The following is a 23,308-nucleotide window of genomic DNA, read 5'->3' on the forward strand; positions in this document are numbered from 1 at the left end:
TACGAAACACCGTTTCAATCCCTCATAGGTAGGCTACAAACTCCGCACGAATAGCCCTCTCCAAACTACCCCCCTCCCTGTTTCAATCCCTCATAGGTAGGCTACAAACCATTGCCCAATATGGGGAAAGGCCAGAGGTGTGGTTGTTTCAATCCCTCATAGGTAGGCTACAAACCAGCTACCTCATAATTCACGACATCAGGAGCCTTCCGGTTTCAATCCCTCATAGGTAGGCTACAAACACCTCGAAGAAGTTAGGATCACGCTCCTTCTTGCCCCGTTTCAATCCCTCATAGGTAGGCTACAAACTCGGGAAAGAGCTATCATGCTCTCCGGAAAGCTTTAGGTTTCAATCCCTCATAGGTAGGCTACAAACAACTCATACAGTGGCCGAGGGGAAGCGCCAGCTTCAGGTTTCAATCCCTCATAGGTAGGCTACAAACTGAAACCCCTTGGAAACCGTATACCCACAGTAAAAAAGTTTCAATCCCTCATAGGTAGGCTACAAACTTATACACAGGCAAAGCAGCCGAGCTAGCCTAGCGTTTCAATCCCTCATAGGTAGGCTACAAACCTCACACGGGCCTTCGCCGACCAGGTGGTTCCCGTCATGTTTCAATCCCTCATAGGTAGGCTACAAACAATATCATCTAGGGGGAATGTGACCGTGCAGATAGAGTTTCAATCCCTCATAGGTAGGCTACAAACTCGCATTCGCTTCATTAGCTATCCTGCACCTTTCCTGTTTCAATCCCTCATAGGTAGGCTACAAACTCGTTAGCAGGCACCCGGCCGCCGTCCAGTTCATCCGGTTTCAATCCCTCATAGGTAGGCTACAAACTGCGGGCCCGCCGGGAAGGCCCTAGAAGCACGCCTGTTTCAATCCCTCATAGGTAGGCTACAAACCGACGGGAACAACAAATACATGATCATCCACTACCCTGTTTCAATCCCTCATAGGTAGGCTACAAACTAATGGTAGTCGTCTTATTGTTTATCCAGCATATGTGTTTCAATCCCTCATAGGTAGGCTACAAACGCACCTCAGGACGCTGGTGCGGGCGCTCTCGGAGAAGTTTCAATCCCTCATAGGTAGGCTACAAACTCGGCTGGAACTTGGTAACCTGGGCAAGACAAATGTGTTTCAATCCCTCATAGGTAGGCTACAAACACAGTGAAGGTGGATCCGATGTCTTTGCGGGAACTCATGTTTCAATCCCTCATAGGTAGGCTACAAAGCCACAAAAGCCATCGACAGACAGCCGCTGGTAGGCATGTTTCAATCCCTCATAGGTAGGCTACAAACCGAAGCGAGCCGCATATATGTGTTTTTCTTAAACAGGTTTCAATCCCTCATAGGTAGGCTACAAACCCGCGTCTTCCGTCTCAAAAATGCCCTCTTTAAACTGTTTCAATCCCTCATAGGTAGGCTACAAACAAGTACCACAAGCACGTGCTGGGATTCTTTGAAAAGCGTTTCAATCCCTCATAGGTAGGCTACAAACAGTCAAAGCCCCCCTGCGTGCCATTGCCTGCCTACTGTTTCAATCCCTCATAGGTAGGCTACAAACCTGTCCTGGGGGTACTGGGGAGAGCGGAAGCCCTAAGGTTTCAATCCCTCATAGGTAGGCTACAAACCTGGCATCAATATCGGCCACGAACATGGGGTTGTTGGGTTTCAATCCCTCATAGGTAGGCTACAAACCTGGCAAGAGTTATCATGCTCTTCGGCGGGCGCTGGGTTTCAATCCCTCATAGGTAGGCTACAAACACCCGAACGCCACCCTTTCGCAAGGCCCATGGCCAGTTTCAATCCCTCATAGGTAGGCTACAAACCGCCGTTCCCAGTGTTTTTTTGTATGTGTAAAATTTGGTTTCAATCCCTCATAGGTAGGCTACAAACAGGGGGTTAGTACCGTGAGGATAGTGACGTGGGACACGTTTCAATCCCTCATAGGTAGGCTACAAACGTTTTTGGAGCTAGAGGACTGGCTTCTGGTGGCGGGGTTTCAATCCCTCATAGGTAGGCTACAAACTAAAGAAAAGCGTCTGGGGCTACCTCCGCAAGTATCGTTTCAATCCCTCATAGGTAGGCTACAAACAGGATCTCACCAGTCCCCAGATCCACCGCTACCCAGGTTTCAATCCCTCATAGGTAGGCTACAAACGGGAGAAAGGTGGTTTTGGTGGGACAGTGCTACACCGTTTCAATCCCTCATAGGTAGGCTACAAACACGGTAGGCGTACCCCGGAAAGCCCCCCCCTGCCAGTAGTTTCAATCCCTCATAGGTAGGCTACAAACTAAACCATATCCCTGCCTCGTCTATAACTAAGAGAGCAGTTTCAATCCCTCATAGGTAGGCTACAAACCCTTTGTACACCCGCAAACCCGGCATATAAATCGTTTGTTTCAATCCCTCATAGGTAGGCTACAAACTTACTACATACTCAGCACAATTTCTAATCTGCCTATGTTTCAATCCCTCATAGGTAGGCTACAAACTTCTAACATCCTGCGTAATAAGTACTACATCATAGCGTTTCAATCCCTCATAGGTAGGCTACAAACCCGTTTTGTATGCACGAACTCCGGCTTTGAAAGCTAGGTTATCGAACTCGCGAATGACCATTCGCCGGGAGCTTGCCGGATTATCGGTCAGCCTAATGCTACCACACTGTAGGCTTTCAGGTCAATATTTAAAAGATTTAAGTAGTGTCGTCGACCTCCAGGGGTTTTTGCACTACCGGAGGTCGACGACATTTTCATGCCCAGCAAAATTCGGCGTAGGCGCACTTACCGCAGAAGCGAGTGCGCGCCGGGGCAGGAGGAATCGGGCGAGCTATGATCTGGACTATATTTTCCTTCATCTTGGCTACTTTTGCTTCCAGCTCCGGCGTCAGCACTAGATACTCCTTTCTCCTCTCTTCCGGAAAAAGGAGCTCCCCTTCGGCCTCTAGGCCCATCTGCTTGAGTTCGTAAAGGTAAAAGGCCAGTTGCATCCGGGCTGCTTCGGCGGCGCGGGAGCTCTTTTTGACCTCGGCCACCACGAAGTTTTTGCCCGCGCGGCGGACGAGATCCAGGGCCAGGTGCTCAATGTGCACCTCTTTGCGTTCGCGGGCGTAGCTCTGGCTTTGAATGAGCCGCCCGATCTGCAAAAGCTCGTGGTCTTCGTCCGGGCAGATCTGGCGGGACATGAGCCAGACCTGCCGGGGACAGATGAGGAAGGCCTGGACGTAGCTCCCAATGACCTTCGGAGAGGAAGAGATCATATTATCACCGCCCCTTCGTCTACCCGCTTGAAGCCCGTTTCTGGATCGTAAAGCTCTTCCACCAGGTAGGGGGGTATATAGGGCAGAGCTTTGGAAGTGTCTACTTTGCCAGCCAGGGATCTAACAGGAACAGAGATGATGTAGCGGCTGAAGTCACGCTTGATCCGGTAAAAGGCTTCCCAGCGCGAACGGCGGTCGGGCGCGTTTACCACTTCCTGCTGGTAGGCTTCCCATACTTCCTCGGCTTTGGGGTCAAGGGCCACGAAGACCTCAATGTGGTTGGGCAGATCTTTTATGAGCTGAAAGCCTGCCACGCCTTTCTCTTCCCCGTCCCCCTTGAACCGCAATTCCTTCATGGCTTTCAAAATTGTGTCACTTGCGCTCGGATCTTTTCGGGCCCTGACAAAGGAGAAAAAGTTCTCCACCAGCGAGTGGAATTCCGCTTCTGGGAACTCCGGACGGCCGGAGAAAAACTCCCGGGCGCCCTTTATGTGAATGGCCCCGTAGACGCGGACGGCCAGAGAGTGGCCTTGTTCGTCTACCAAGTTGAGTAGGTAAACATCCCCTTTATCTCTCTTGAAGTTGCGGTTGCAGCGCCCCGCCACCTGAACTACCGCATCTACAGGCCCTATGTCCCGCCAGGCTACGTCGAAGTCTAGGTCCACTCCCGCTTCCACCACCTGGGTAGAAACGAGAACCGGCTTCTCTCCCCGGTGCAAGGCCGTGCGCAGGGCTTCTATCCGCTTCTCTCGCTCGGCCGGCACGATGTTGGTGGAAAGGTAGTAAAGAGGGGTTCCCTCCGGCAAGAGATCTTTCAGGTAGTGGTAGAAGTCTACGGAGCTCCGGATGGTGTTCAGCACCACCAGGTGCGATTGGCTGGGATCATAGCGCCGGGCGAAAAGCTCGGCCGCTTCTGCCACGCGGTACTGTCCGGGTTCGACCAGCAGGCGGACGCGGTCAAGCATCTTGAAGTAGCGCTCGATATCCTCCAGCTCTCCCGCCAGCTCCAGGGCTTCTCCCGGCTCGAACCACTCCGGGCGTGTAGCCGTCATGAGGATGAGGCGCAGATCAAGCTCCTCCGCCGCCCGCTTCAAGACTTCGGTGACCAGGGGCCAGTATTCCACGGGTATATTCTGTACTTCGTCCATGATGATAATGGCCCGGCCCAGGTGGCAGAACTTTTTGAGCATCCGATTGCGGTAGCCGATGAGGGTGTGAAGGAGTTGTACGAAGGTGGTGACCACCACTTCGCTTTGCCAGCTCTCGATGAGGAGCATGGCTTCGTCGAAGCGGCGGGGATCTTCGTCCTCCGGATCCTTATAGGATATTTCCGCCAGGTGATGATGCTTGAGCAGGTAAACCGAAGGAGCGGAAACAAAACCGGGCAGGGTCTCCTCCATGAGTTCGTAGAGGACCTGGTAGGTCTGGTCGATGATGCTGGTGAAGGGAAGGGCGTATATAATCCGGGGAGAAAAGCCGTAAGCTTCCTTTAGGCGCTGGCGCAAGATGAGAGCGGTGTTGAGTACGGTGAGGGTCTTGCCGCTGCCAGTAGGAGCGGTAAGGGTGAAAAAGCGCTGGGAAAAGGGAGCGCGGGCTATTCTTTCGGCGGCGTGGCGAAAAATCTCCTCCCGCAGGGCGTTAATACCTTGAGTTCCGGCTCCGGAAAACTTCCTTTCTTTGTAAAGGCAAATCAGGTCGGAGGGGAGTTCCGGCCTCTTAACTTCGCGCACGCGGGCACTGTGCCTCTTATCGGCATCGATGAGAGCGGAGAAGAGGAGAACCACGCTGAAATAAGGAGAAAGGGAAGGTTCCTGCCTTTCAAACTTGCGCCAGTGCCGGTAGAGGGAAAGATAGACCTCCCGCCAGGAGCCAAGAAACTCTTCTAAGCACCGGCGCCAGTCCTGCGTCAGAAAAGGAGGGGGAGCAAAGCCGAGCCGCGCAAGAAGACGGGCGAGGTGCCGGGCAGCAGAAATAAGAGAGGTCCCCACCTTCTCTACGTTTCGCCGGAGATCTTCCACTTGCTTCTCCACTACCTCCAGGCGCCGGTACTTGTCGGGATCAAGACGGGATATGTCTTCCATTTCGCGGCGCGACGCCAGGTAGCGGTCGAGATTGTCCAGGTCCCGGTGGTGCCAGAGCACGGCCATGAAGGCCGCCAGTTGTTCCAGAGGCTCCGCCCCCTGCCGGGCGGCAAGGTAGGTAGCCCAGAGGCCGGATATAAAAGCGTGCTCTTTGTAAGGATTGACTTCGCCTTTTAAAAGGTAGTTTTGAAAGTAAGAGGTGTACTTGCCGAAATCGTGGGCTAGACCCACGGTGGCGGCCAGAGGCAGGAGCTTTTGGTAGCGGGGAAGCCGGGCCAAAGAGGTGTAGCTTGCGGCCGCCACCAGGGCCAGGTGGGCGCTTAGGCGATAAAGGCGCTTTATGCGCTCTCCCTCGCGGTCACAGTGGGCGTAGAAGGCCATAACTTTCCCTCCATAAAGGCCACCGTTTCCTTTCCGGAAGGAAGAAAGAAAGAGTAGGCGGGGACCAGAAGCTCCGCCCGCCAGGGGCGGGCTTGCATTTCGTAGATGTAACTCATAGGCGGCATGAGCTTCCGCCCTGCCCCAAAGGACTGGGGTGCCCGCTCCCGGTTAAGGGCCACTTCTCCTTTAAGCACGGGCCGCTGGAGGTAGTCGGCCGCCAGCACCGAATGGAGTTCTACTTCTTGACCGGCAGGGATTATTTCGTCCGGCGGTCCGTAGTAGACTAACCGGGCCTGAGCAATGAATTCGGCCAGCCCCAGGTAAAGGGGGTAATGGGATCGGCCAGCGGCCAGTCTCTCCTTGAGCTCCCGGGTCACGTTTTCGTCGCGATGAGCAAAGTACACCCGGAAGCAAAGGGAGGAGGCCGTGCTGCCGGGCAAAAGGAGCTCCAGAGGCACCTGGGTACCCTTCATGGCCTCCAGCTTTCTTAACCGGTTGAGGTCTTCTTCTTTGGTGCGGATGTAGTTCACGGTCTGGATGAGGCGCCGGACCGGGACTTTGATTACCACCGCGAAGCGGGCTTCATTAAGCCCCAGCTTCTCGTAATAGCTGTCGCGCTCCCAGCCCAAGACAGCCGCCACCGTTCCCATAAGTGCCGTCCGGGGTGGGAAGGCGTAAGAAAGCGAAGAAGAGTTGGTGTAGTATTTGCGAAAGTGGGCGAAGGGGCCGACCAGATCAAAGACGGCCACGTTGACCACGGCTTTTTACTCCCTTCTTAGAGGTATGACCCGCTCCGAACCCAGAAGTTCTGCCAGCCACTCCCCGCAGTTCTTGGGAGAGCCGTTGACCTGAGTAGTGAGCTCCCGATCCTGCCACCAGAAGACCCGGTTGATACGATTCTTGACCTCTAGAATCCGGTCTTCTAGTCCCCCGATTTCCAGCTTGACGTCTTGAATGGAACGTAGGTCGGTATCGGGCTCCAGGCGCAGGTCTTCTCGCATGTCCCCCATGAAGGTGTCGGCATCGGTGAACTCGAAGCGCAGGTAAAGGCGGGGGTACTGGCCGATCTTGGAGCGGGTGGCCAGGAGGGGTATGGCCTTGAGCATGGCCTGATCGAGAAGCTCTAGATCGCGCTCGCTGGTGGCTCCGGCCGGGTTTCCATTCGCCAGTTCATACATAACCGCCGCCCTACGGGCGCTGATAATACCGTGGAAGGCGATGAAGGAGTAGTAGAGCCGGTAGTCCTTGCCGAAAGTGCCCTGGCGGGCGTCGGCCTCGGAAGCAAACTGGGAAGAGAGGGTGTTGGACTCTACCAACTGCACGCGGTTGAGGGAATAGCCCCAGTTGAACTGCACCGGACCGGTGAGGTTAATGGCCTCTCCTTCGCCCCGCCGATCGCCCTTCACCGGCATGGTAGCTCCGAAAAGGCGAACATCAACGAGTTTTTGCAACAAGGTGGGCAAATGTTCCCTTGTCGGCTGCTCTTTTTCCCCCAGGCCCAGAAGGCGTTTGAGTCTTTCGGTAGCATTAACCACCCCTTCTGCCTTGGTTACGTAAATGGTCTGGTCGCCGCCGTTTTTTTGGAAGTAATCGTAGAGGAAGTCGCGGATGTAGCGCTTGAGCCTCACGTCGGAGACCAAGTTGCGTTCCCGGTCGAGATCCATGCGCGGGCGGTTTTCGTCGTCGGGATCACCGTTGGGATTGCACATCTTGGCATCGTAAAGGTAAAGAATTTCCCCGTTTTTCTCGATGAGCTTAATCTCGGCCATATTATTACTCAACCTCCTTTTCTTTCTTCAGAACCGTTGTCCTGGTGCCGTAAGCGTAGCCGGAGAGAATGTAGAAGACGTTTTCTTCCGGGCCCAAAGGCCATTTGCTGTCGCGGTAGCGGTCGAGAAGCCTTTTCATTTCAGCGTAAAGGACCTCGTTTTGCCCCCGGAGGCGGTCGTACTGCCTTAACTTTTCAAAGAGTTGATTGGCCAAACTGAGTACTCGGCTCCAGTTCATGCCTTGGTAGTTGATCTTGTCCAGCACCGGTTTGCTCTGATGTCCGGAAGAGTACTGGCCCTTTCCCACCTCGTTTAGCAGGTAGCCCAGGAGGAAAAGGGCCGCCTGCGGCTCGGAGTAGTTCATGGACTTCAGGTATTCGCGCATTTCCTGATTGACCATAAGATCCTGGCTCGGTTCGAAGCCCGGCAAATCTTTCACCCCCTTAAGAATTCCTTCTTCGCGCAGAAGCTTTAGCAAGAAGCCGGCGTGCAAAAGTTTGGTGGCCAGAGCCCGCTCTTCCTGTCCGGAGTTAGGCTTGCGCTGGTTGGTGCCTTCAAAGCGGCCGGTGAGGTAAAGGTGGGCCAGCTCCAGAAACTCCTTCACAAGGAAGGAGTAGTCGATGGGTTCGCCGCGCAGCAAACCCTGGTAGAGGTAAAGGAGTTTCTTGTGCTCGGCCCTGTCCCGCTCCCGCAAAGGCAGAAGGTAGTAAAGGCGGGTAAGGTCGATCCACCAGTCCTTTGGCTTCCCTCCCAGAAGGCGCCTGCCTTCCTGGGCCAGCAGGTTTGAGCGGCGGAAGAGCCGGGAAAGCCGACTGGGAGCCACATCTTTTATCAGGCCCAAAATGCGGAACTCGCTTTGCGTTTTCTGGTAAAAGAGGAAGTTAAGTAGCGCCTGGTCTTCTACTCCTTCCTCCTCGAAGAGATCTTCCAGTAAGCGCTCAAGCTCTTCTTCAAACTCCCTCTCGCCTTCAAGCCCCTGTATTGGAAGATTGGTAAAGGCCTGGGTTTTGCGGGTAAGCTTATTCATAAACCGGGGAAGCTCCTCCCGCCAGGTGGGAGAATCGGAGAAAAGGATAAAGGTGGGAAGAAGAAGGAAGTTAAGGGTACCCACCCGCAAATTCAGGTTCTGGGGCAGGTAGTTCTCCACTACCAGAAAAGAGCGGAAGCATTCCTCGCAGATGAGGAAGTTGCGGATAAAGCCCAATTCGCTGACCCCGGAAGCGAAGCCCACTTTATCGGTGATGTAGGGCTTGAAAAACTTCAAGCGCTTGAAGGCCACAGCGCTTACTTTTTCTTTTTCCTTCCCGCAGACCAGGCAGGTACCCGGCACCAAGTCTTCTCCCTCAAAGCCGGCCAGGCGGTAGCGCAAGATCACCTGGTCGTAAGGCTCGGCCTGTACCAGTGGTTCGCCGTTAAAAAGCAAAGTCCAAAGGCCCACCTGCTTCTTTTTGATTCCCAGCTCTTGTCCCACCAGCTTGACCAGGCCCTCCTCCACCTGCTTGGCCCGCTCCTTGGCCTTCTTTTTCCCCTGCTTGCTCTCCTCTTTTGCTGCCTTTTCCTCCACCGCTATGCCCAGACGCCCAAGGTCAAGCACTGCCTCCCCACCCTCGAGGCGGGAAAAGGCCTTATTGTAGATTATCTTGAGTTTCCGGGCCAGCTCCGAATCTTCCTCCCCTATGCTGCTGAGCTCCTGAAGTAGATTAGGGATAACCTGTCCGGTTAGGTAGTGCAGAGTGTTGGTGGTGAGAAACTTCTGGGGGTTGTTGCCGGAAGCGTTGCCCACGTGCCGCCAGCGGGTAAGAAATTCGTACCGCTGTTCTTTGTTTTTCGGTATTTCCTCGAAATCGAGGCGAAGCCGCAACTTCCCTGGCTCTTCTTCCCGAAAGTCGAGCTTGACTAGGTAAAATCCTTCTTCCGGATCTTTCGGAATGTTTTTTAAATCCTCGATTATTCCTGCGATTAAGTCCCCGCCGCCTACCGTCTTTCCCAGCAGCTCTATGGCTTCCAGCAATTCTCTTCCCTCCTCAATCTTCCTCCTCTACCAATTCACAGCACCCGAATCCCTGCGAGTTTTTGGCCCCCAGGCCCGCGCTAAGCGCCACCTCCAGCAACTGCGGATCGCCGGTGAGCCGGTACTTACCCATCCACCCCTTGATGATTGTGCCTTTGTAGCGGACCACCTTGAAGTCTCGCTCCCGCACCTCCACCGGAGTGAAGCTGAAGCCGGTCGGGTCCGCTGGCCGCCCGAAAATAAGCTGATACTTTTTGGCCATGTTCTCTTTGATGAGCTCGGGGAAACGGGGTTCAAAAGGCGAGTAGTAGTAGGTGAAAGGCTTGCCGTTGCCGTTAAAGGTGCTATAAACGGTTAAAGGCGATAGCATACGCACAGTGATGGAACTCTGCCGCACCACCGTATCCCGGGTTTTAATGGAGCCCACCGCCAGCCGGTTTTTACCCAGATAAAATCTGCCTTGACGCATAAGGCTTCGGACCAGGTTTTCTAAAAACAAAGAGAGGGGAGAGCAGATTACCAGCCGGCAGGGAGGGGTAAAAACTATCTCCCGCTTCTCTTCGTCCATGCGAAATTTCCCCATAAGGCGGGAAAAGACGAAAAGTTTAAAGCGCCTGTGCCCCAGGGCAAATCCTTGCTCGTGCAGGAAGTTCCTGAAGGCCGGCTGCTCTATCTGGTGGTAGATGGCTGCCTGGAGAAGGTAGTTGTGCTCCAGCGGCAAAACTATCGCTCTATCGCCTATAAACTCTATGATCATTTGCATTTTTCTCTCCCTCCCCTCATCTCCAGAGTCTATCAGAGAGCACTGAAATAGCCTTTCAGTTTAAAAATTTTCTTCGTCGTTTCTCTCTTCGTACAAAGCAAGGGTACGCTTGAGCTCTTCTTTCACCGCCTGGCGCAAAGACTCCGGGGCCAGCACTTCAGCGTGGCTGCCGTAGCTCATAACCCAGCGCTTTACTTCCTCCAGTCCTCCGGTGGTGAAATATAAAATTAAGCCCCCGTCGGGGAGCTCTTCTATGCGCTGGGTAGGGTGCCAGCAACGCTCACGAATGTAGCGAGCTTGATAGGCGTCGAAGCGCACGGCCACTTCCACCGGCTCCTCTCCCCTTTCGGCGATAAAAGCTTGCTTCATCCACTCCTGCGGCGAAAAGTGAGGATCACGGACGAAGGTCTCAGGGAGAACCCGCCACCGGTCTATCCTGCCGGTGTGAAAGACCCGCATGGCCTGGCGGAAGTGGTCGAAGGCCACCAGGTACCAGTCGCCGCGCAGGTTGAAAAGGTGGTAAGGCTCCACTACCCGCTCCTGCCAGCTTCCGCGACTGGCGGTAAAGTAATTGATTTTTACTTTGCGGTTTTCGACGATGGCACGCTGCAGCTCGAAAAGAAGCCTCTCGTTGACCGCCACGGAAGAAGGAGAAGTGAGGAAGGACACCGCCTGGAGTTCGGCCAAGTTCACTTCCACCTGGCCCTTGAGACTGCGCCTTATCTTCCCTACTGCCGAAAGGAGGGGCTTTTCGAAAGGGGTGCCCAAATAGCGCTTGGCTACCTCGACGCTGAGGAGAAAGGCCAAGAGTTCTCCCTCGGTTACAAAGACGGTGGGCAAAGCCCAGTTAGGATCGGTGTAGTACCAGCCTCCCCGGCGGCGGTCGTAAGCTATGGGAGCCCCCAGACGATCCACCATGAACTGGCGATCAAGGTAGATGGTGCGCTCCTGCACCCCGAATTCCCGCGCCAGCTGCCGGGGATTGGGGTACTTACCGGCCCGGATGAGTTCGTCTATCTTGAGAATGCGCTCCAGCTGTTGCCGACTGGCCACTACATCCTTCCCCTTTTTCCTGCGCTTCCAGTCGATTCTTTTGTTTCGGGTTTAAAATTAGCATCGACCGGAAACGGGAAGCAAGGGAAGAAAAAGGGCAAATCGGAGCAAATTCTGCTCCTAGCGCGAACTCAGTTCCTTTCTGGCTTTTTAGCTCCCTTTTGCATAGTTAGCCAGCCATGCCTTTACTTCTCTACAGAAAGTCCGGAAAATCTCCGGCGCCCGGTCAAGTGCTCGGGCGACTTCATTAAGGTCGAGGCGTCCAGCACGTTGCGGAAACCACCGGCTCCTTTTAACTGCTTATACAATCCCGCTAGGGCCTCCAACACAAACTCCGCCCGGAGCTCTATCGGCCTTCCCTCCTGCAAGGCATGTAACCACCGGTACCGCTCGTCGCGCCACTGTCCCCTTTTCCCCGTCTCGAAGTGATATTGCTCCTCTTTTGAGCTTGCGTAGAGGCAACGACCGGAACCTATTATCTCGGCCTGGAGGTAAGTGGGTGCCAACCGGAGAGCCACCAAATCTAGGCGGTCGCTTTTAAGCACCACAGATAGATCGGCATAAAGCGCAGCATAGGAGAAGCCTTCGGCGGGCAAAACGGCTATGTCGATGTCGGTACTCTGCGCAGCGAACGTGCCGCCGAGCCGAAGAGGTACGCCAGGCGGATAGGATGACGCCGCAAGATTTCCGGTATCCGCCCAAGGCGTACCTCTATGTCGTTAGGCAAGGGTGGCAGGTGAGCGTACTTTTCCTTGACACTCATTTCCCTTCCTCCAGATGCCGTTGACTCCCTCCCCGGGGCTTTATGCCCGGGGATTCCTTCAGGCGGCTTTAAGCCGCCATCCGGCTGCCGCTCGCCGCTTTAAGCGTGCCGGCAGCAGGTTTACGGCGGCTTTCCCACCGGTGTCTGTTCCACCGGAGTACTCGCGGCCGCTGGGGCGTGGCCTCCGCCCCGTGCTCCTTCAAGGAGCCCTGAAGGAGTATGTTTAACGCCGCGTTGGCGTCTGCGTGCCACACGCGGCCGCACTCCTCGCACACAGCTTTATGCCGGACGGGCCGCCTGACAGGATGCCCGCAGACGGCGCACCGGGAAGACGTCCCGCGCGGCTCCACGGGGACGACCTTTATCCCAGCCCGAGTCGAGACTGCCTCGATAAGGTTCCTTAACATGCGGAAGGCCCAGAAGTTGTGCACCAGCCAGTTCTTCGGCCCGAAGTCCATGTCCTCCCGGATGCCCGTCAGGTCCTCAAGGAACAGCGTGGTCACCCGGTGCCGCTTCAAGACACGGGCAATCTCTGCGGCCAGGGCTACAAAGGCGTGTCTCAGCCTGCGGGCGCGGAGCTGATAAAGCCTCCTCAACTTCCTGGAGGTTTCCCTTCCCGCCCGGTTGAGCCTCGACTGCTCCTCTGCAATCTGATTGGTCCAGTAGAGGAAGTCCTTGATGACTTCCCGGGCGGAGAAGAGGAGCTGGCGGTCGAGCCCTTCGACGGCCAGGGCGGCCAGGACCCTCGCACCCAGATCGCAGGCGGCATACTTTTCGGGCCGGGCTGGCCTTTTCGGCTCCGGCACCTCCACCACCTGGTGGGCGTACCAGCGCTTCTTTACAGGGTCGTACTTGAGTTCCAGGGTCTTAGGTCGGCCGTGGAAACGCAGGACACCCTTCGTGCGCAGGACCAAGCGGTCTCCCTGCCTTTTCCGGAGGTCCCGCGGCAGTGTGAGGGAGAGGCAACGAGCATCCAGGGAGTAGGACGTAGGCGCCTTAATAGGGATGACGCGGAATATACGCTTTCCCGTCCGGCGGTCCTTCCAGTAGCGGGGTACGCGCGGCGGCCTTGACATATCGCCCTTACGGTACAGTCTCAGGCAGGCGAAGTAGGAGTACCACGCCTTCCTTGCTTTCTTGATGACCTCCTGCCCGATGTGGGCGGGCAGGGCTTTGTACGCCGGGTGCTCCTTGAACTCGGAGCACAGGGCCTCATAGGAAGGCACGGGTTCTCCTTTGAAGAACGCCTGCCTGCACCTGTATGTCACGGCGTTGTAGAGGCTAGCCGAGCGGTCCCCGATGATCTCCAGGACTCGCTCCTGCTGTTTATCCGGAAGGATCCGGACGACGTTGGTGCGTTTCATGCTTCCATTGTAGCACAATCTGAGGGCACGATCTGAGGCCGCTTTCATCCCCAGGCTTAAAAGCCGGGGCCTTCAGCGGCGGACTTTTTGGTAAATTGCTTCTATCCTCTATTCTACCCGGATAGTGAAGGAATCGCTGGTGATCTTTTTCCAGCAGGTTAGGTAGCACCAACCGTTCTCATACTCGGCCCGCCAGCCCGGAGGGAGCCTGCGCAAGGAATGACCGGGGCCGAGGTAAAAGGCCAAGGTTAGGCCGTTAAGCCCCTCCGGATTGGCCAGTTCCACCTTGTAACCGTTCCGGCCCTGGCGGGTAAACCGCCAGGTGGTGAGGGCACGCCGGTTAAGAAAATCCGCCACTTCTTCCATGGTGGCCACCCGGAGCCTTCCCTCCTGGGAAAGTTCCAAGAGCCGGTCGTGAAGGTGCTGCAATACCTGATGGGCATAGGGGTAAGCGGCGGCGTGGGTGTATATGGTACGTATTACCCGGCGCCGGGCGCAGAAGGTAGTGAGCTCGTCTATCCACCCTTTAACTTCGTCCGCCGGCACGTGATGCCGGCTTAGTTCCTCCAGACAGGCCCACCGACCGCAGGGGGTAACAGGGAATTCCCAAAGCTTGCCTTCTAGGGGCTGGTCATCGAGCCAAGGGCGCTGGGGAGCGGAGCCGCCGTTACCCGGGCTGTAGAAGGCCACCACTCCGTGCTCCGCCAGCCAGCGGGTGACCCAGGGTGGATGGTTCCCTCCCGGGGCGCTGTACTCCCGAACCGGTCTTCCGGTGATGGACTGCAAGCAAGTGAAGTTCCGCTCCAGGTACTCCTTGGCCCTATCAGAAGGGGTATTGACCAGGTGGTAGGCAAAGTAGTCGTGAGCCCAGCCGCCGTGTGAGCCGACAGAAGCTCTGACAGCCACCTTCCGAACGAGCTCTGCCCTGTCCGGTCTTTCGGCGTGGAAGCCCAGGCCGTCGCCTGGCTGCCGGCAGTCGGGCCCGGCCGTTATGTGCACGGAGTAAGGAAGGCGCCGATCGAGCAATCCCTCTTCCACCAGGCGGGCTAAAGAAGAGGCCCAAGCGCTGCTGCAGACGTGTAAGTTCACCACCAGTGTGCCCTTGCCTTCGGGAGCATTAACCAGGTGGGGCAGGTGAGCATAGCTCGTAAGGAAGGTTTGCAAAACCGCTCTCAGCGGCAGGTCATCGGTACGCTTCTTGTGCCAGGCCAGGGGAACGTTCACATAGACCACCGCTCCCCCGGATTCGCACCGCCGCGCGGTTACCACCGGATTCCTTCCGTCCCAGGCCAGCACCGAAGCCGTGGTGGCGGTGGCCCGCAGGTGGCGATATTTAAGCCGCCCGTAGCCATATCCGGTCACGAACCCTCGCCCATCATACTTGCCCGGCGTAAAGCCCCAGAACCGGGCCCGCCCCGGACTGCCGAAGGACCAGTAGCCGTCGTAAGAAAGGTTCTGCAGCCGAACCCCTAGAAGCTCCCAGAAAGCAGGCTGCTGAAGGCCGGCGTCGTAAACAGCCAAGAGCTGCCCCCCCTTTTCCACGTAGCGGCTCAAAACTTCCACTTCGGAGACGGAAAGATCGGGGTTTTCGCCCTCCAGAAGGATTAAAGCGCCGCACCTTTGCCTCAGCGCTTCGGGGGACCACTTGGCTAGCTCCTGGCGTGTCAGCACCTCGTAGGCGAAACCCTCTTCCTTTAAAACGCCCGCATAAGCGGCCAAAACCGAAGGATCCCTTACCGGCAAGTCCACTACTAGACCTACGGAAGTTCCCGAAAGGGCAGCGTCCGTCCTGATGGGGGAGTAGGCTGTAGCGGCCAGGCCAGCCAGGAAGACCACCGTAAGGAGAGCCAGTCCTATCCCAAAAGTACGAGCACGCCAGCGCACTCAGATCACCTGAAAGATGCCACATTTTAGATAGTATGTCTCGGGAACGGTGGGAAGAATGGCGTGGTCACGGGCCTGGCGGCGGAATTCCACCAGGCGCAAAGTGCGGCGGGCATCTCGGGCGGCGGAAAGTACCACTTCCCAGAAAAGGGGCTCGGTGAGGTGGTAGGAGCAAGAGCAAGTGAAGAGTAGCCCGCCGGCACGCAAGAGTTTTAAAGCCCGCAGGTTTATCTCCTTGTAGCCGCGCATGGCAGAAGGCAGCGCCTCTTTGCTTTTGGTGAAGGCTGGTGGGTCGAGAATCACCAGGTCGAACTTCTCCCCCGCCTTCTCCAACCGGCGCAGCTCGTCAAAACAGTTGGCCTCCCGCCAGGAAATTTTCCCCTCCACGCCGTTCAGGACAGCATTTTCCCGCGCCAACTCCAGGGCCTGCTCCGACACGTCCACCGCCAGAACTTCTTCGGCTTTACCTTTAGCCGCTGCCACGGCAAAGCCGCCGGTGTAGCAGAAGCAGTCGAGTACCCGCATCCGGCGGTAAGGGTACTCAAGATCTGCCGGTTCTCCCGCTGGTCGAGGAAAAAGCCGGTCTTTTGCCCCTCGTAGATATCCACCAGGAAGGAGAACTCCCCTTCGGTAATGGTCACCCGGCGGGGAACTTCACCGTGAAGAAGGCCGGTAGCAAGAGGCAAACCCTCCTTCTCGCGGCTGGAGACGTCGCTGCGCTCGTAAATCCCCCTGGGAGAGAGGAGCTCCACCAGCAAAGGGAGGAGGAGGGGACGCAGTTTCTCCATACCCAGAGTGAGAATCTGAACCACCAGGTAATCGCCGTAGCGGTCCACTACCAGTCCCGGTAGGAGGTCCCCCTCTCCGTTTACCAGGCGATAGGCGCTGGCTCCCTTTACCACCCGCTGGCGGAAGGCAAGGGCCGCTTCCAATCTCCGGCGCAGAAAGCTTTCGTTTATCTCCTCATCCTCCCGGGTAAGCAGCCGGACGGTTATCTGGGAATAGGGATTGAAGTAGCCCCGGCCCAGAAATTTCCCCTTAGAACTACAAACGGAGACTATACCCCCCGGCTCGACTTCCCCTTCCACCTCTTTTATCTCTCCCTCATAAACCCAGAGGTGTCCGGCCAGCAGACGCTTTTCCTTCCCCGGTAGAAGGATTACGCGGGCCACCGGCATCCCTTCCCCTTTTAAAGCAAACTCCGGCGCGGAGGCTTGCCCACCAGGCGGCGGGCCGACTCACGGCAGCGCGCCATTATCTCCCCCAGATCCAGGGTGATGAGCCTCCCCCCTTCCACCACAATGCGGCCGTCCACAATGACCGTGTCCACGTCGGAAGCCCGGGCAGCATACACTAGATGAGAAATGGGGTCGTGCGGGGGCTGGAGGTGCGCCCGCGCCAGGTCCACCAGCACGATGTCGGCCCGTTTACCCACTTCCAAAGTGCCAATCTGATCAGCCAGCCCTAAAGCTTTAGCCCCGCCCAGGGTGGCCATCTCCAGCGCCTGGTAGGCGGGCAAGGCTTCGGGATCTTTGCAGCTCACCTTGGCCAGTAAAGCCGCCGTTCGCATCTCCTCCCACATGTCCAGGTTGTTGTTGCTGGCCGCGCCGTCGGTTCCTAGGGCCACCGTCACCCCGGCCGCCAGAAGCTCGGTCACGGGAGCAATACCGCTGGCCAGCTTCATGTTGCTCTCCGGATTGTGCACTACCGCTGCCTTATACCGCGCCAAAATCTCCATGTCCTCACGGGAGAGGTGTACGCCGTGGGCGGCCAAGACGGGAACCCGGAAGACTCCGGCTTTCTCCAGCATCTCTACCGGCGAGCAGCCGTACTGCCGCCGGATTTCCTCTACTTCATGAGCAGTTTCGGAAACGTGGATGTGAATGCCCACCCGAAGCTTTTCAGCAAGCCCAACTACTTCCTCCAGGTAAGCAGGAGGGCAGGTGTAAGGGGCGTGGGGTCCCAGCATACAGGTAACGCGCCCTCCTGCCCCGCCGTGCCAGCGCCGGACGAATTCTTCGCTTTCTTTAAGGGCTTTATCCGCGCCGGGCAGGGTACCGATGAGCCCCCGGGCTAAGGAGGCCCGCATGCCACTTTTATCCACGGCTTCCGCCACTTCGTCCATAAAGAAGTACATGTCGGCAAAGGTGGTAGTCCCGCCCAGCAGCATCTCGGCGCAGGCCAGGAGGGTACCCCAGTAAACGTCCTCCCCCCTAAGCTTGGCTTCCAGAGGCCAGATGGCTTCTTCCAGCCAGCGTTTGAGCGGCAGGTCGTCGGCGTAGCCCCGGAAGAGGGTCATGGCGGCGTGAGTATGGGCGTTTACTAGACCCGGAAGGGCCACGAAATTCGGCCCGCGTAGAACCCGGTTAGGCCGAAAATCTGAAGGTGCTTCTTCGGCCGGCCCCACGTAAGCGATTCGTCCGTCCTCCACCGCTATCGCTCCGTTCTTTATGATCTCTTCCGGGCCAGTCATGGGGATAACCGTGACCTCTTTAATCAGCAGCCGCATCCTTTATCCCCCCGCACCTTTCTGTCCGTAGTTACGAAGGAAATTTTCCCGCAAAGAGCGCACTTCCTCCTCAGAAAGCAGGACCGGACCGCCCAGAAGGCGTGCCCAGAGATAAATCTGGGCGCTTTTCTCCACCACCTGACAGGTAAGCAGGGCTTCCTCTACTGTCTTCCCCACCCCCACCAGGCCGTGGTTGGCCAGAAGAACCGCCTTCCCCTCCCCTAAAGTGGCGATGGCTGCCCGTGCCAGCTCCTCCGTACCCGGCGGAGCATAGGCGGCCACCGGCACTTCGCCGCCTATGAGCTGCGCCTGCTCCTCGGTGAAGGGGGGAAGAGGGTGGCGGCAGGCGGCTAAAGTCATGCTCCCTACGCTATGGGTGTGCACAATCCCGCCCACGTCGGAGCGCTTCCGGTAGATGGCCAGGTGCAAGGGCAGCTCGGTTGAGGGGCGCCATTTTCCTTCCACCGTTTTCCCTTCCAGATCCACTACCACGATGTCCTCCGGCGCCAAGGCCGAATACGGGAGGCCGCTAGGAGTTATGGCTACCAAGTCTCCTTCGCGGGCCGAGACATTGCCCCAGGTCCCCAGGACCAGTCCGGAGGCCGCCAGTTCCTTTCCCACCTGCACCACCGCCACGCGCAGCCCTTCCAGCAGCATTACTCCCCCTCCCAGGAGGCGAGGTAAGCTTCCTGCTCCGGTGTGAGGCGATCGATCTCGATACCCCAGGCGGCCAAACGGAGCTCTGCCACCTGCCGGTCTATTTCCGGCGGCACCGGGTGGACGCGGGGAGGGAGCTCCTTCCCCCGCTCTAAGACGTAACGAGCCGCCAGAGCCTGCAAGGAGAAAGAAAGGTCCATTATTTCTGCCGGATGCCCGTCCCCCGCCGCCAGGTTCACCAGCCTCCCTTGCCCCAGGAGATAAAGCCGGCGCCCGTCTTCCAGGTAGTAGGCGGTGATATTTTCTCTCACCTCTTCCTGACGCACGGAGAGCTGGGCCAGGTCTTTGAGGGAAATTTCCACGTTGAAGTGGCCGGCGTTGGCCAGCAGGGCCCCGTCCTTCATCTGCCGAAAGTGCTCCGCCCGCAGGACGTCCCGGCAGCCGGTAGTGGTGATGAAGATATCTCCCTTGGCGGCGGCCTCCAGGGAAGGCATAACCTCAAAACCGTCCATAACCGCCTCCACCGCCTTGATGGGGTCGACCTCGCAGACGATAACCCTGGCTCCCAAACCCCGCGCCCGGAGGCTCACCCCTTTGCCGCACCAACCATAGCCGCAAACCACCACCGTCTTACCCGCCACCACCAAGTTGGTGGTGCGCATGATGGCCGCCCAGACCGACTCCCCGGTCCCATAACGGTTATCGAAAAGGTACTTCATCTGGGCGTTGTTCACCGCCACCATGGGGAAAAGGAGCTTGCCCTCTCTCTCCAGGGCCTTAAGACGCAGGATCCCGGTGGTGGTCTCCTCGCACCCCCCGATAACCCCCTCCGCCACGCCCCGGAGTTCGGTGTGCAGAAGGTGGACCAGATCCCCGCCGTCGTCGATGACCAAATGAGGGCGGGTTTCCAAAGTCAGGCGCAAGTGCTCCCGGTATTCCTCTGGCGTGGGATTGTACCAGGCGAAGACCCGCACTCCCGAAGCCACCAGGGCGGCCGCGATGTCGTCTCGGGTGGAGAGGGGATTGGAGCCGGTGGCCACCACCTCGGCCCCCGCCGCCTTAAGGGTCAGGGCCAGGTTGGCCGTCTTGGCCTCCAGGTGAATGCACAAGGCCACCCTCACCCCGGCGAAAGGGCGCGTTTTCTCCATTTCCTGGCGGATGGCCGCCAGTACGGGCATGTGCGCCGCCACCCAGGCTATCTTTTTCTCCCCCGCCGGGCTCAAGTTCGGATCGCGGATAAGACTCTGCAAGACTCAATCACCTTCTTCTTTACGCTGGTGTTGGGCAAAGAGGCGGAGATTTTCCCCTAAGGGAGGATAGACTACCCCTCTTTCCGTAATGATGGCCGTAATAAGCTCGGCCGGGGTGACGTCGAAGGCGAAGTTGCGGGCCTTAACCCCTTCCGGCGCTATGCGAACCGCGCCACAGTGGGTGACCTCCTCCTCCCCTCGCTCCTCGATGGGAATGGCCTCCCCCGTAGCGGTTTCCAGATCTACGGTAGAAAAAGGAGCGGCCACGTAGAAGGGTATCCTGTGGTGCCGCGCCAGTACCGCTAAGGAGTAGGTGCCGATCTTGTTGGCCACATCGCCGTTGGCGGCTATCCGGTCGGCTCCCACTATCACGGCGTCGATCTCGCCTCGGGCCATGAGGTAGCCCGCCGTACTATCGGTTATAAGGGTCACTGGTATGCCTTCCTGCAGGAGCTCCCAGGTGGTGAGACGTGCCCCTTGAAGCAGAGGCCGGGTTTCGTCGGCGTAGACCATAGCGATCTTACCCGCCGCGTGCGCCGCCCTTATGACCCCCAGGGCCGTGCCGTAGCCGCAGGTGGCCAAGCTTCCGGCGTTGCAGTGGGTTAAAACCCGGGCCCGGAAGGGCAGAAGGGCAGCTCCATAAGCACCGATGGCCCAGTTGGTCCGGACATCCTCCTCTTGCATGGCCTGCGCTTCCCGCTCCAGGGCGGCCACCACCGCCTCCGGCCCCTTTTCCCGGTGACAAGCCGCCACTTTCATCTGCCGCCTGACCGCCCACTGGAGATTTACCGCCGTGGGCCGCGACCCCTCTATGTCACGTGCCGCTTCCTCCAGCTTGTCCCAGAAAACTTGCTGGGGGTTCGACGCGGCTTCCCGTGCTGCCAGCACCAGAGCGTAGGCCGCCGCTACCCCGATGGCCGGAGCTCCCCGGACGCTTAAGCGCTTAATGGCAGTAACCACCTCTCGGTAATCGGTCAGGCGCAGGTAATGGACTTTGTGGGGAAGGAGGGTCTGGTCGAGAAGGTAAAGGGCTCCTTCTTCCCAGTAAAGGGGCTTCACTTTTCCCCCTCCTTGACCTTCACCGGCCCGGTGACAGCCTGGTGGCAGACGGAGCAGGTACGCGTCTCCTCGATCCAGTAAACCGTCTGTAAAAGGAGCCTGCGCAGCTCCTCCTCTTTAGACTTCATCATGGCCACTACCTCTTCGTGGCTGAGACGGTAAGGAGCGATGCCGGCCGCGAAGTTGGTGACCAGTGCCACCGTTGCGTAGCAGATCTCGGCCTCTCGAGCCAGAACCACCTCCGGCACCCCGGTCATGCCCACCAGATCTCCCCCTAGGTGCTGGAACATCTTGATCTCCGCCGGCGTCTCAAAACGGGGACCTTCGGTGCAGACGTAGGTACCCTTGTCGTGTACCGGCAGGCGCAGGGTCCTGGCTGCCCGCACCAATAACTCCCGGAGCTCCGGACAGTAGGGCTGGGTAAAATCCACGTGCACTACTCCCTCCGGGCCCCCGTCGAAAAAGGTACTTTCCCGCCGCTTGGTGAAGTCCAAGAACTGATCCACCACCACAAACTCTCCAGGCTTGAGCTGGGGATTCAAAGAGCCTACCGCCGCCGTGGCCAAGATAAAGCGCACGCCTAGTTTCTTAAGGCCGGCTATGTTGGCCCGGTAGTTTATCCGGTGCGGCGGCACGCTGTGAGCGGTACCGTGGCGAGGAAGGAAGGCTACTTCTTTTCCCCGCCATTTGCCGCAGAAAACCCGGACCTCCCCGTAAGGAGTGACCACCATCTCCTCTCGGGGGTCCTCCAGCAGGTGCGGATCGTAAACCCCTGTACCCCCGATGACGGCAATGGCAGGCACCTCCTCACCCCCTTTAATCGAAAATGGCTTTCACGAATTCGGCCGGGTTGAAGGGGGCCAAATCTTCGATCTTCTCTCCGGTTCCGATGAACTTCACGGGTAGTCCTAACTCCTTCCTTATGGCGATCACCACGCCCCCTTTGGCCGTGCCGTCGAGCTTGGTGAGAACGATACCGGTGACTCCGGTGACTTCTTTGAAAAGACGGGCCTGGCTTAAGGCGTTCTGGCCCGTAGTGGCATCTAGCACCAGCAGGACTTCATGGGGCGCCCCCTCCACCTCCCGTGCCGCCACCCGCACGATCTTGCCGAGCTCCGCCATCAGGTGGCTTTTGGTATGCAGCCTGCCGGCGGTGTCGGCGATGACCACGTCCACCCCCCGCGCCTTGGCCGCCTGCAGGGCGTCAAAGACCACCGCCGCCGGGTCGGAGCCTTCCTTCTGCCGTACGAAGAGCGAGCCCGACTTCTCGGCCCAAATCTCCAGCTGGTCGATGGCCGCCGCGCGAAAAGTGTCGGCAGCCGCCAGTAGCACCTTCTTCCCTTGCTGACGGAAGAAGTAGGCCAGCTTTCCCGCCGTGGTGGTCTTGCCGGTGCCGTTGACTCCCACCAGCAGGATCACCGCCGGCGGCGAAGGGGGCAGAAGGAGAGGAACCGGCTCACCTAAAAGGCGAAGGATTTCCTCCTGCAAAAGGCGGCGCAAGTCCTCTGCTTCCTCCACGCGCTCGGTCTTCACGCGCGCCCTGAGCCTTTCCAAAAGTTCCTCGGTGGCCGGCACACCCACATCGGCCAGGATGAGGGTGTCTTCCAGCTCCTCGTAGAGTTCCTCGTCTATTTTCCGGCGCCTAAGGACGTTGTCGATCTTGGCCGTAAAGGTCTCCCTAACCTTCCCCAGACTGGCCTTCAGCCGGTCGAAAAGCCCCATTGACACCCTCCTCTCCGCCTAAAAGCTTAAGCCAGGCTTCGCGCGCTGCCCGCTGCTCGGCCTCCTTTTTGGAACGCCCTTCGCCGCGCCCCAGGCACTTCCCCCGGTAGTAAACCCCCACCAGGAAGCGCTTGGCGTGGTCCGGCCCTTCTTCCTGCAAGACCTCGTAGATTATCTTATCCGGCGAGCCCTTTTGCAGGAGCTCCTGCAATTCGGTTTTGTAATCCCGCTCTATCCGCCCCTCCAGGACGTCCTGCAGCACCGGCTGGAGAAAGCGGAGGGCGAAGACAGAAGCTACCTCCAACCCCTGGTCGAGGTAAATGGCCCCCAGAAGGGCCTCGAAAGCATCGGCCAGCAAAGAAGGCCTTTTTCTTCCTCCAGTTTTTTCCTCTCCCCGCCCCAGAAGCAGAGCTTCCCCGATTCCCAGCTCCTCGGCCGCCCGAGCCAGGCTGGCCTCGCAGACCACCGCAGCCCGCAACCGAGTGAGTTCTCCCTCGCTCTTTTCGGGAAAGGTGCGGTAAAGATAATCGCTTACTACCAAGGAAAGGACGGCGTCGCCTAAAAACTCCAAACGCTGGTTATGCTCCACCCCCGGGTGCTCGTAGGCGTAGGAGGGATGGGTTAAAGCTAGACGAAGGAGTCTCTCCTCCTTCCAGCTTATCCCCAGCTTGTCCTTCAACTTGGCAAGTTCCACCAACGGTTCGACCCCCGAAATATTACTTTGGGGCCAGCGACCGGGTTCTCGTCCGGTCGTGCCCCTTTTAAAAGGCCG

The 23,308-nt window shown here is 57.9% G+C and carries 20 protein-coding genes and 1 CRISPR repeat array (1 of these 21 only partly in view); all 20 genes read right to left on the reverse strand.

The features are described from left to right. Nucleotides 1–2,569: direct repeats of the CRISPR family, unit length 30 nt; unit sequence GTTTCAATCCCTCATAGGTAGGCTACAAAC (it extends 190 nt beyond the left edge of the window). A 194-nt stretch (nt 2,570–2,763) separates the two neighbouring features. The 20 genes from cas4 to rnc all read right to left on the reverse strand — a co-directional run bounded on the left by cas4 (nt 2,764) and on the right by rnc (nt 23,230). Further along, the gene (cas4, locus tag DXX99_RS04645) at nt 2,764–3,270 is read right to left on the reverse strand and encodes a CRISPR-associated protein Cas4 (protein ID WP_115792353.1); all 507 of its coding nucleotides are present in this window, start codon (nt 3,268–3,270) and stop codon (nt 2,764–2,766) included. Next, nucleotides 3,267–5,732 (reverse strand): CRISPR-associated helicase Cas3', encoded by a 2,466-nt coding sequence (gene cas3, locus DXX99_RS04650; protein WP_115792354.1) that lies wholly within the window; start codon nt 5,730–5,732, stop codon nt 3,267–3,269. The genes cas4 and cas3 overlap by 4 nt, the downstream gene beginning before the upstream one ends. Then, nucleotides 5,690–6,490 carry a type I-B CRISPR-associated protein Cas5b gene (gene cas5b, locus DXX99_RS04655; protein ID WP_115792355.1) on the reverse strand — a complete coding sequence of 267 codons (801 nt, stop codon included), beginning with the start codon at nt 6,488–6,490 and terminating at the stop codon, nt 5,690–5,692. The genes cas3 and cas5b overlap by 43 nt, the downstream gene beginning before the upstream one ends. Nucleotides 6,491–6,496: 6 nt before the next feature. After that, nucleotides 6,497–7,501: a type I-B CRISPR-associated protein Cas7/Csh2 gene (cas7b, locus tag DXX99_RS04660; RefSeq protein WP_115792356.1), complete on the reverse strand. Its 1,005-nt coding sequence runs from the start codon at nt 7,499–7,501 to the stop codon at nt 6,497–6,499. Nucleotides 7,502–7,505: 4 nt separating this feature from the next. Beyond that, nucleotides 7,506–9,512: a type I-B CRISPR-associated protein Cas8b/Csh1 gene (gene cas8b, locus DXX99_RS04665; protein ID WP_115792357.1), complete on the reverse strand. Its 2,007-nt coding sequence runs from the start codon at nt 9,510–9,512 to the stop codon at nt 7,506–7,508. A 13-nt stretch (nt 9,513–9,525) separates the two neighbouring features. Further along, nucleotides 9,526–10,275: a CRISPR-associated endoribonuclease Cas6 gene (gene cas6 / locus DXX99_RS04670; protein ID WP_115792358.1), complete on the reverse strand. Its 750-nt coding sequence runs from the start codon at nt 10,273–10,275 to the stop codon at nt 9,526–9,528. Between the two features lie 60 nt (nt 10,276–10,335). After that, the gene (locus DXX99_RS04675; protein WP_115792359.1) at nt 10,336–11,328 is read right to left on the reverse strand and encodes a helix-turn-helix transcriptional regulator; all 993 of its coding nucleotides are present in this window, start codon (nt 11,326–11,328) and stop codon (nt 10,336–10,338) included. A gap of 185 nt (nt 11,329–11,513) precedes the next feature. Next, nucleotides 11,514–11,924 carry a nucleotidyltransferase domain-containing protein gene (locus DXX99_RS04680; RefSeq protein ID WP_165847719.1) on the reverse strand — a complete coding sequence of 137 codons (411 nt, stop codon included), beginning with the start codon at nt 11,922–11,924 and terminating at the stop codon, nt 11,514–11,516. Between the two features lie 5 nt (nt 11,925–11,929). Continuing rightward, a complete protein-coding gene (locus DXX99_RS11485) occupies nt 11,930–12,091 on the reverse strand; it encodes a nucleotidyltransferase domain-containing protein (protein WP_165847720.1) in 162 nt (53 codons plus the stop codon). A gap of 68 nt (nt 12,092–12,159) precedes the next feature. Further along, nucleotides 12,160–13,455, reverse strand: a complete 1,296-nt coding sequence (locus DXX99_RS04685) for an RNA-guided endonuclease InsQ/TnpB family protein (protein WP_115792361.1) — start codon at nt 13,453–13,455, stop codon at nt 12,160–12,162. A 108-nt stretch (nt 13,456–13,563) separates the two neighbouring features. Continuing rightward, nucleotides 13,564–15,339 (reverse strand): polysaccharide deacetylase family protein, encoded by a 1,776-nt coding sequence (locus tag DXX99_RS04690; protein ID WP_115792362.1) that lies wholly within the window; start codon nt 15,337–15,339, stop codon nt 13,564–13,566. Continuing rightward, nucleotides 15,340–15,822: a class I SAM-dependent rRNA methyltransferase gene (locus DXX99_RS12220; protein ID WP_240610819.1), complete on the reverse strand. Its 483-nt coding sequence runs from the start codon at nt 15,820–15,822 to the stop codon at nt 15,340–15,342. Beyond that, nucleotides 15,732–16,511: a class I SAM-dependent rRNA methyltransferase gene (locus DXX99_RS12225; protein ID WP_240610820.1), complete on the reverse strand. Its 780-nt coding sequence runs from the start codon at nt 16,509–16,511 to the stop codon at nt 15,732–15,734. The genes DXX99_RS12220 and DXX99_RS12225 overlap by 91 nt, the downstream gene beginning before the upstream one ends. A 17-nt stretch (nt 16,512–16,528) precedes the next feature. Continuing rightward, nucleotides 16,529–17,848 carry an amidohydrolase family protein gene (locus DXX99_RS04700; protein WP_115792363.1) on the reverse strand — a complete coding sequence of 440 codons (1,320 nt, stop codon included), beginning with the start codon at nt 17,846–17,848 and terminating at the stop codon, nt 16,529–16,531. Between the two features lie 3 nt (nt 17,849–17,851). Beyond that, nucleotides 17,852–18,505, reverse strand: coding sequence for a class II aldolase/adducin family protein (locus DXX99_RS04705; RefSeq protein ID WP_115792364.1), 654 nt, complete (start codon nt 18,503–18,505; stop codon nt 17,852–17,854). Next, nucleotides 18,505–19,755 carry an adenosylhomocysteinase gene (locus DXX99_RS04710; protein WP_115792365.1) on the reverse strand — a complete coding sequence of 417 codons (1,251 nt, stop codon included), beginning with the start codon at nt 19,753–19,755 and terminating at the stop codon, nt 18,505–18,507. The genes DXX99_RS04705 and DXX99_RS04710 overlap by 1 nt, the downstream gene beginning before the upstream one ends. 3 nt (nt 19,756–19,758) lie before the next feature. Then, nucleotides 19,759–20,814, reverse strand: coding sequence for an S-methyl-5-thioribose-1-phosphate isomerase (mtnA, locus tag DXX99_RS04715; RefSeq protein ID WP_115792366.1), 1,056 nt, complete (start codon nt 20,812–20,814; stop codon nt 19,759–19,761). After that, nucleotides 20,811–21,617 (reverse strand): S-methyl-5'-thioadenosine phosphorylase, encoded by an 807-nt coding sequence (gene mtnP, locus DXX99_RS04720; RefSeq protein WP_115792367.1) that lies wholly within the window; start codon nt 21,615–21,617, stop codon nt 20,811–20,813. Before mtnP ends, mtnA begins: the two co-directional genes overlap by 4 nt. A gap of 13 nt (nt 21,618–21,630) precedes the next feature. Next, nucleotides 21,631–22,536 carry a signal recognition particle-docking protein FtsY gene (gene ftsY, locus DXX99_RS04725; RefSeq protein ID WP_115792368.1) on the reverse strand — a complete coding sequence of 302 codons (906 nt, stop codon included), beginning with the start codon at nt 22,534–22,536 and terminating at the stop codon, nt 21,631–21,633. Further along, nucleotides 22,493–23,230, reverse strand: a complete 738-nt coding sequence (rnc, locus tag DXX99_RS04730; protein ID WP_115792427.1) for a ribonuclease III — start codon at nt 23,228–23,230, stop codon at nt 22,493–22,495. Before rnc ends, ftsY begins: the two co-directional genes overlap by 44 nt. Nucleotides 23,231–23,308 lie beyond the last annotated feature (78 nt).

Origin of the sequence: Ammonifex thiophilus, assembly GCF_003368535.1 — a bacterium.
Classification (GTDB): domain Bacteria; phylum Bacillota; class Desulfotomaculia; order Desulfotomaculales; family Ammonificaceae; genus Ammonifex; species Ammonifex thiophilus.

Bases quoted from the DNA above. Each gene is read 5' to 3' on its own strand.
- cas4 (WP_115792353.1), bottom strand. From the start codon at position 3,270: ATGATCTCTTCCTCTCCGAAGGTCATTGGGAGCTACGTCCAGGCCTTC.
- cas3 (WP_115792354.1), bottom strand. From the start codon at position 5,732: ATGGCCTTCTACGCCCACTGTGACCGCGAGGGAGAGCGCATAAAGCGC.
- cas7b (WP_115792356.1), bottom strand. From the start codon at position 7,501: ATGGCCGAGATTAAGCTCATCGAGAAAAACGGGGAAATTCTTTACCTT.
- cas6 (WP_115792358.1), bottom strand. From the start codon at position 10,275: ATGCAAATGATCATAGAGTTTATAGGCGATAGAGCGATAGTTTTGCCG.
- DXX99_RS11485 (WP_165847720.1), bottom strand. From the start codon at position 12,091: ATGAGTGTCAAGGAAAAGTACGCTCACCTGCCACCCTTGCCTAACGAC.
- DXX99_RS04685 (WP_115792361.1), bottom strand. From the start codon at position 13,455: ATGAAACGCACCAACGTCGTCCGGATCCTTCCGGATAAACAGCAGGAG.
- DXX99_RS04700 (WP_115792363.1), bottom strand. From the start codon at position 17,848: ATGCGGCTGCTGATTAAAGAGGTCACGGTTATCCCCATGACTGGCCCG.
- DXX99_RS04705 (WP_115792364.1), bottom strand. From the start codon at position 18,505: ATGCTGCTGGAAGGGCTGCGCGTGGCGGTGGTGCAGGTGGGAAAGGAA.
- ftsY (WP_115792368.1), bottom strand. From the start codon at position 22,536: ATGGGGCTTTTCGACCGGCTGAAGGCCAGTCTGGGGAAGGTTAGGGAG.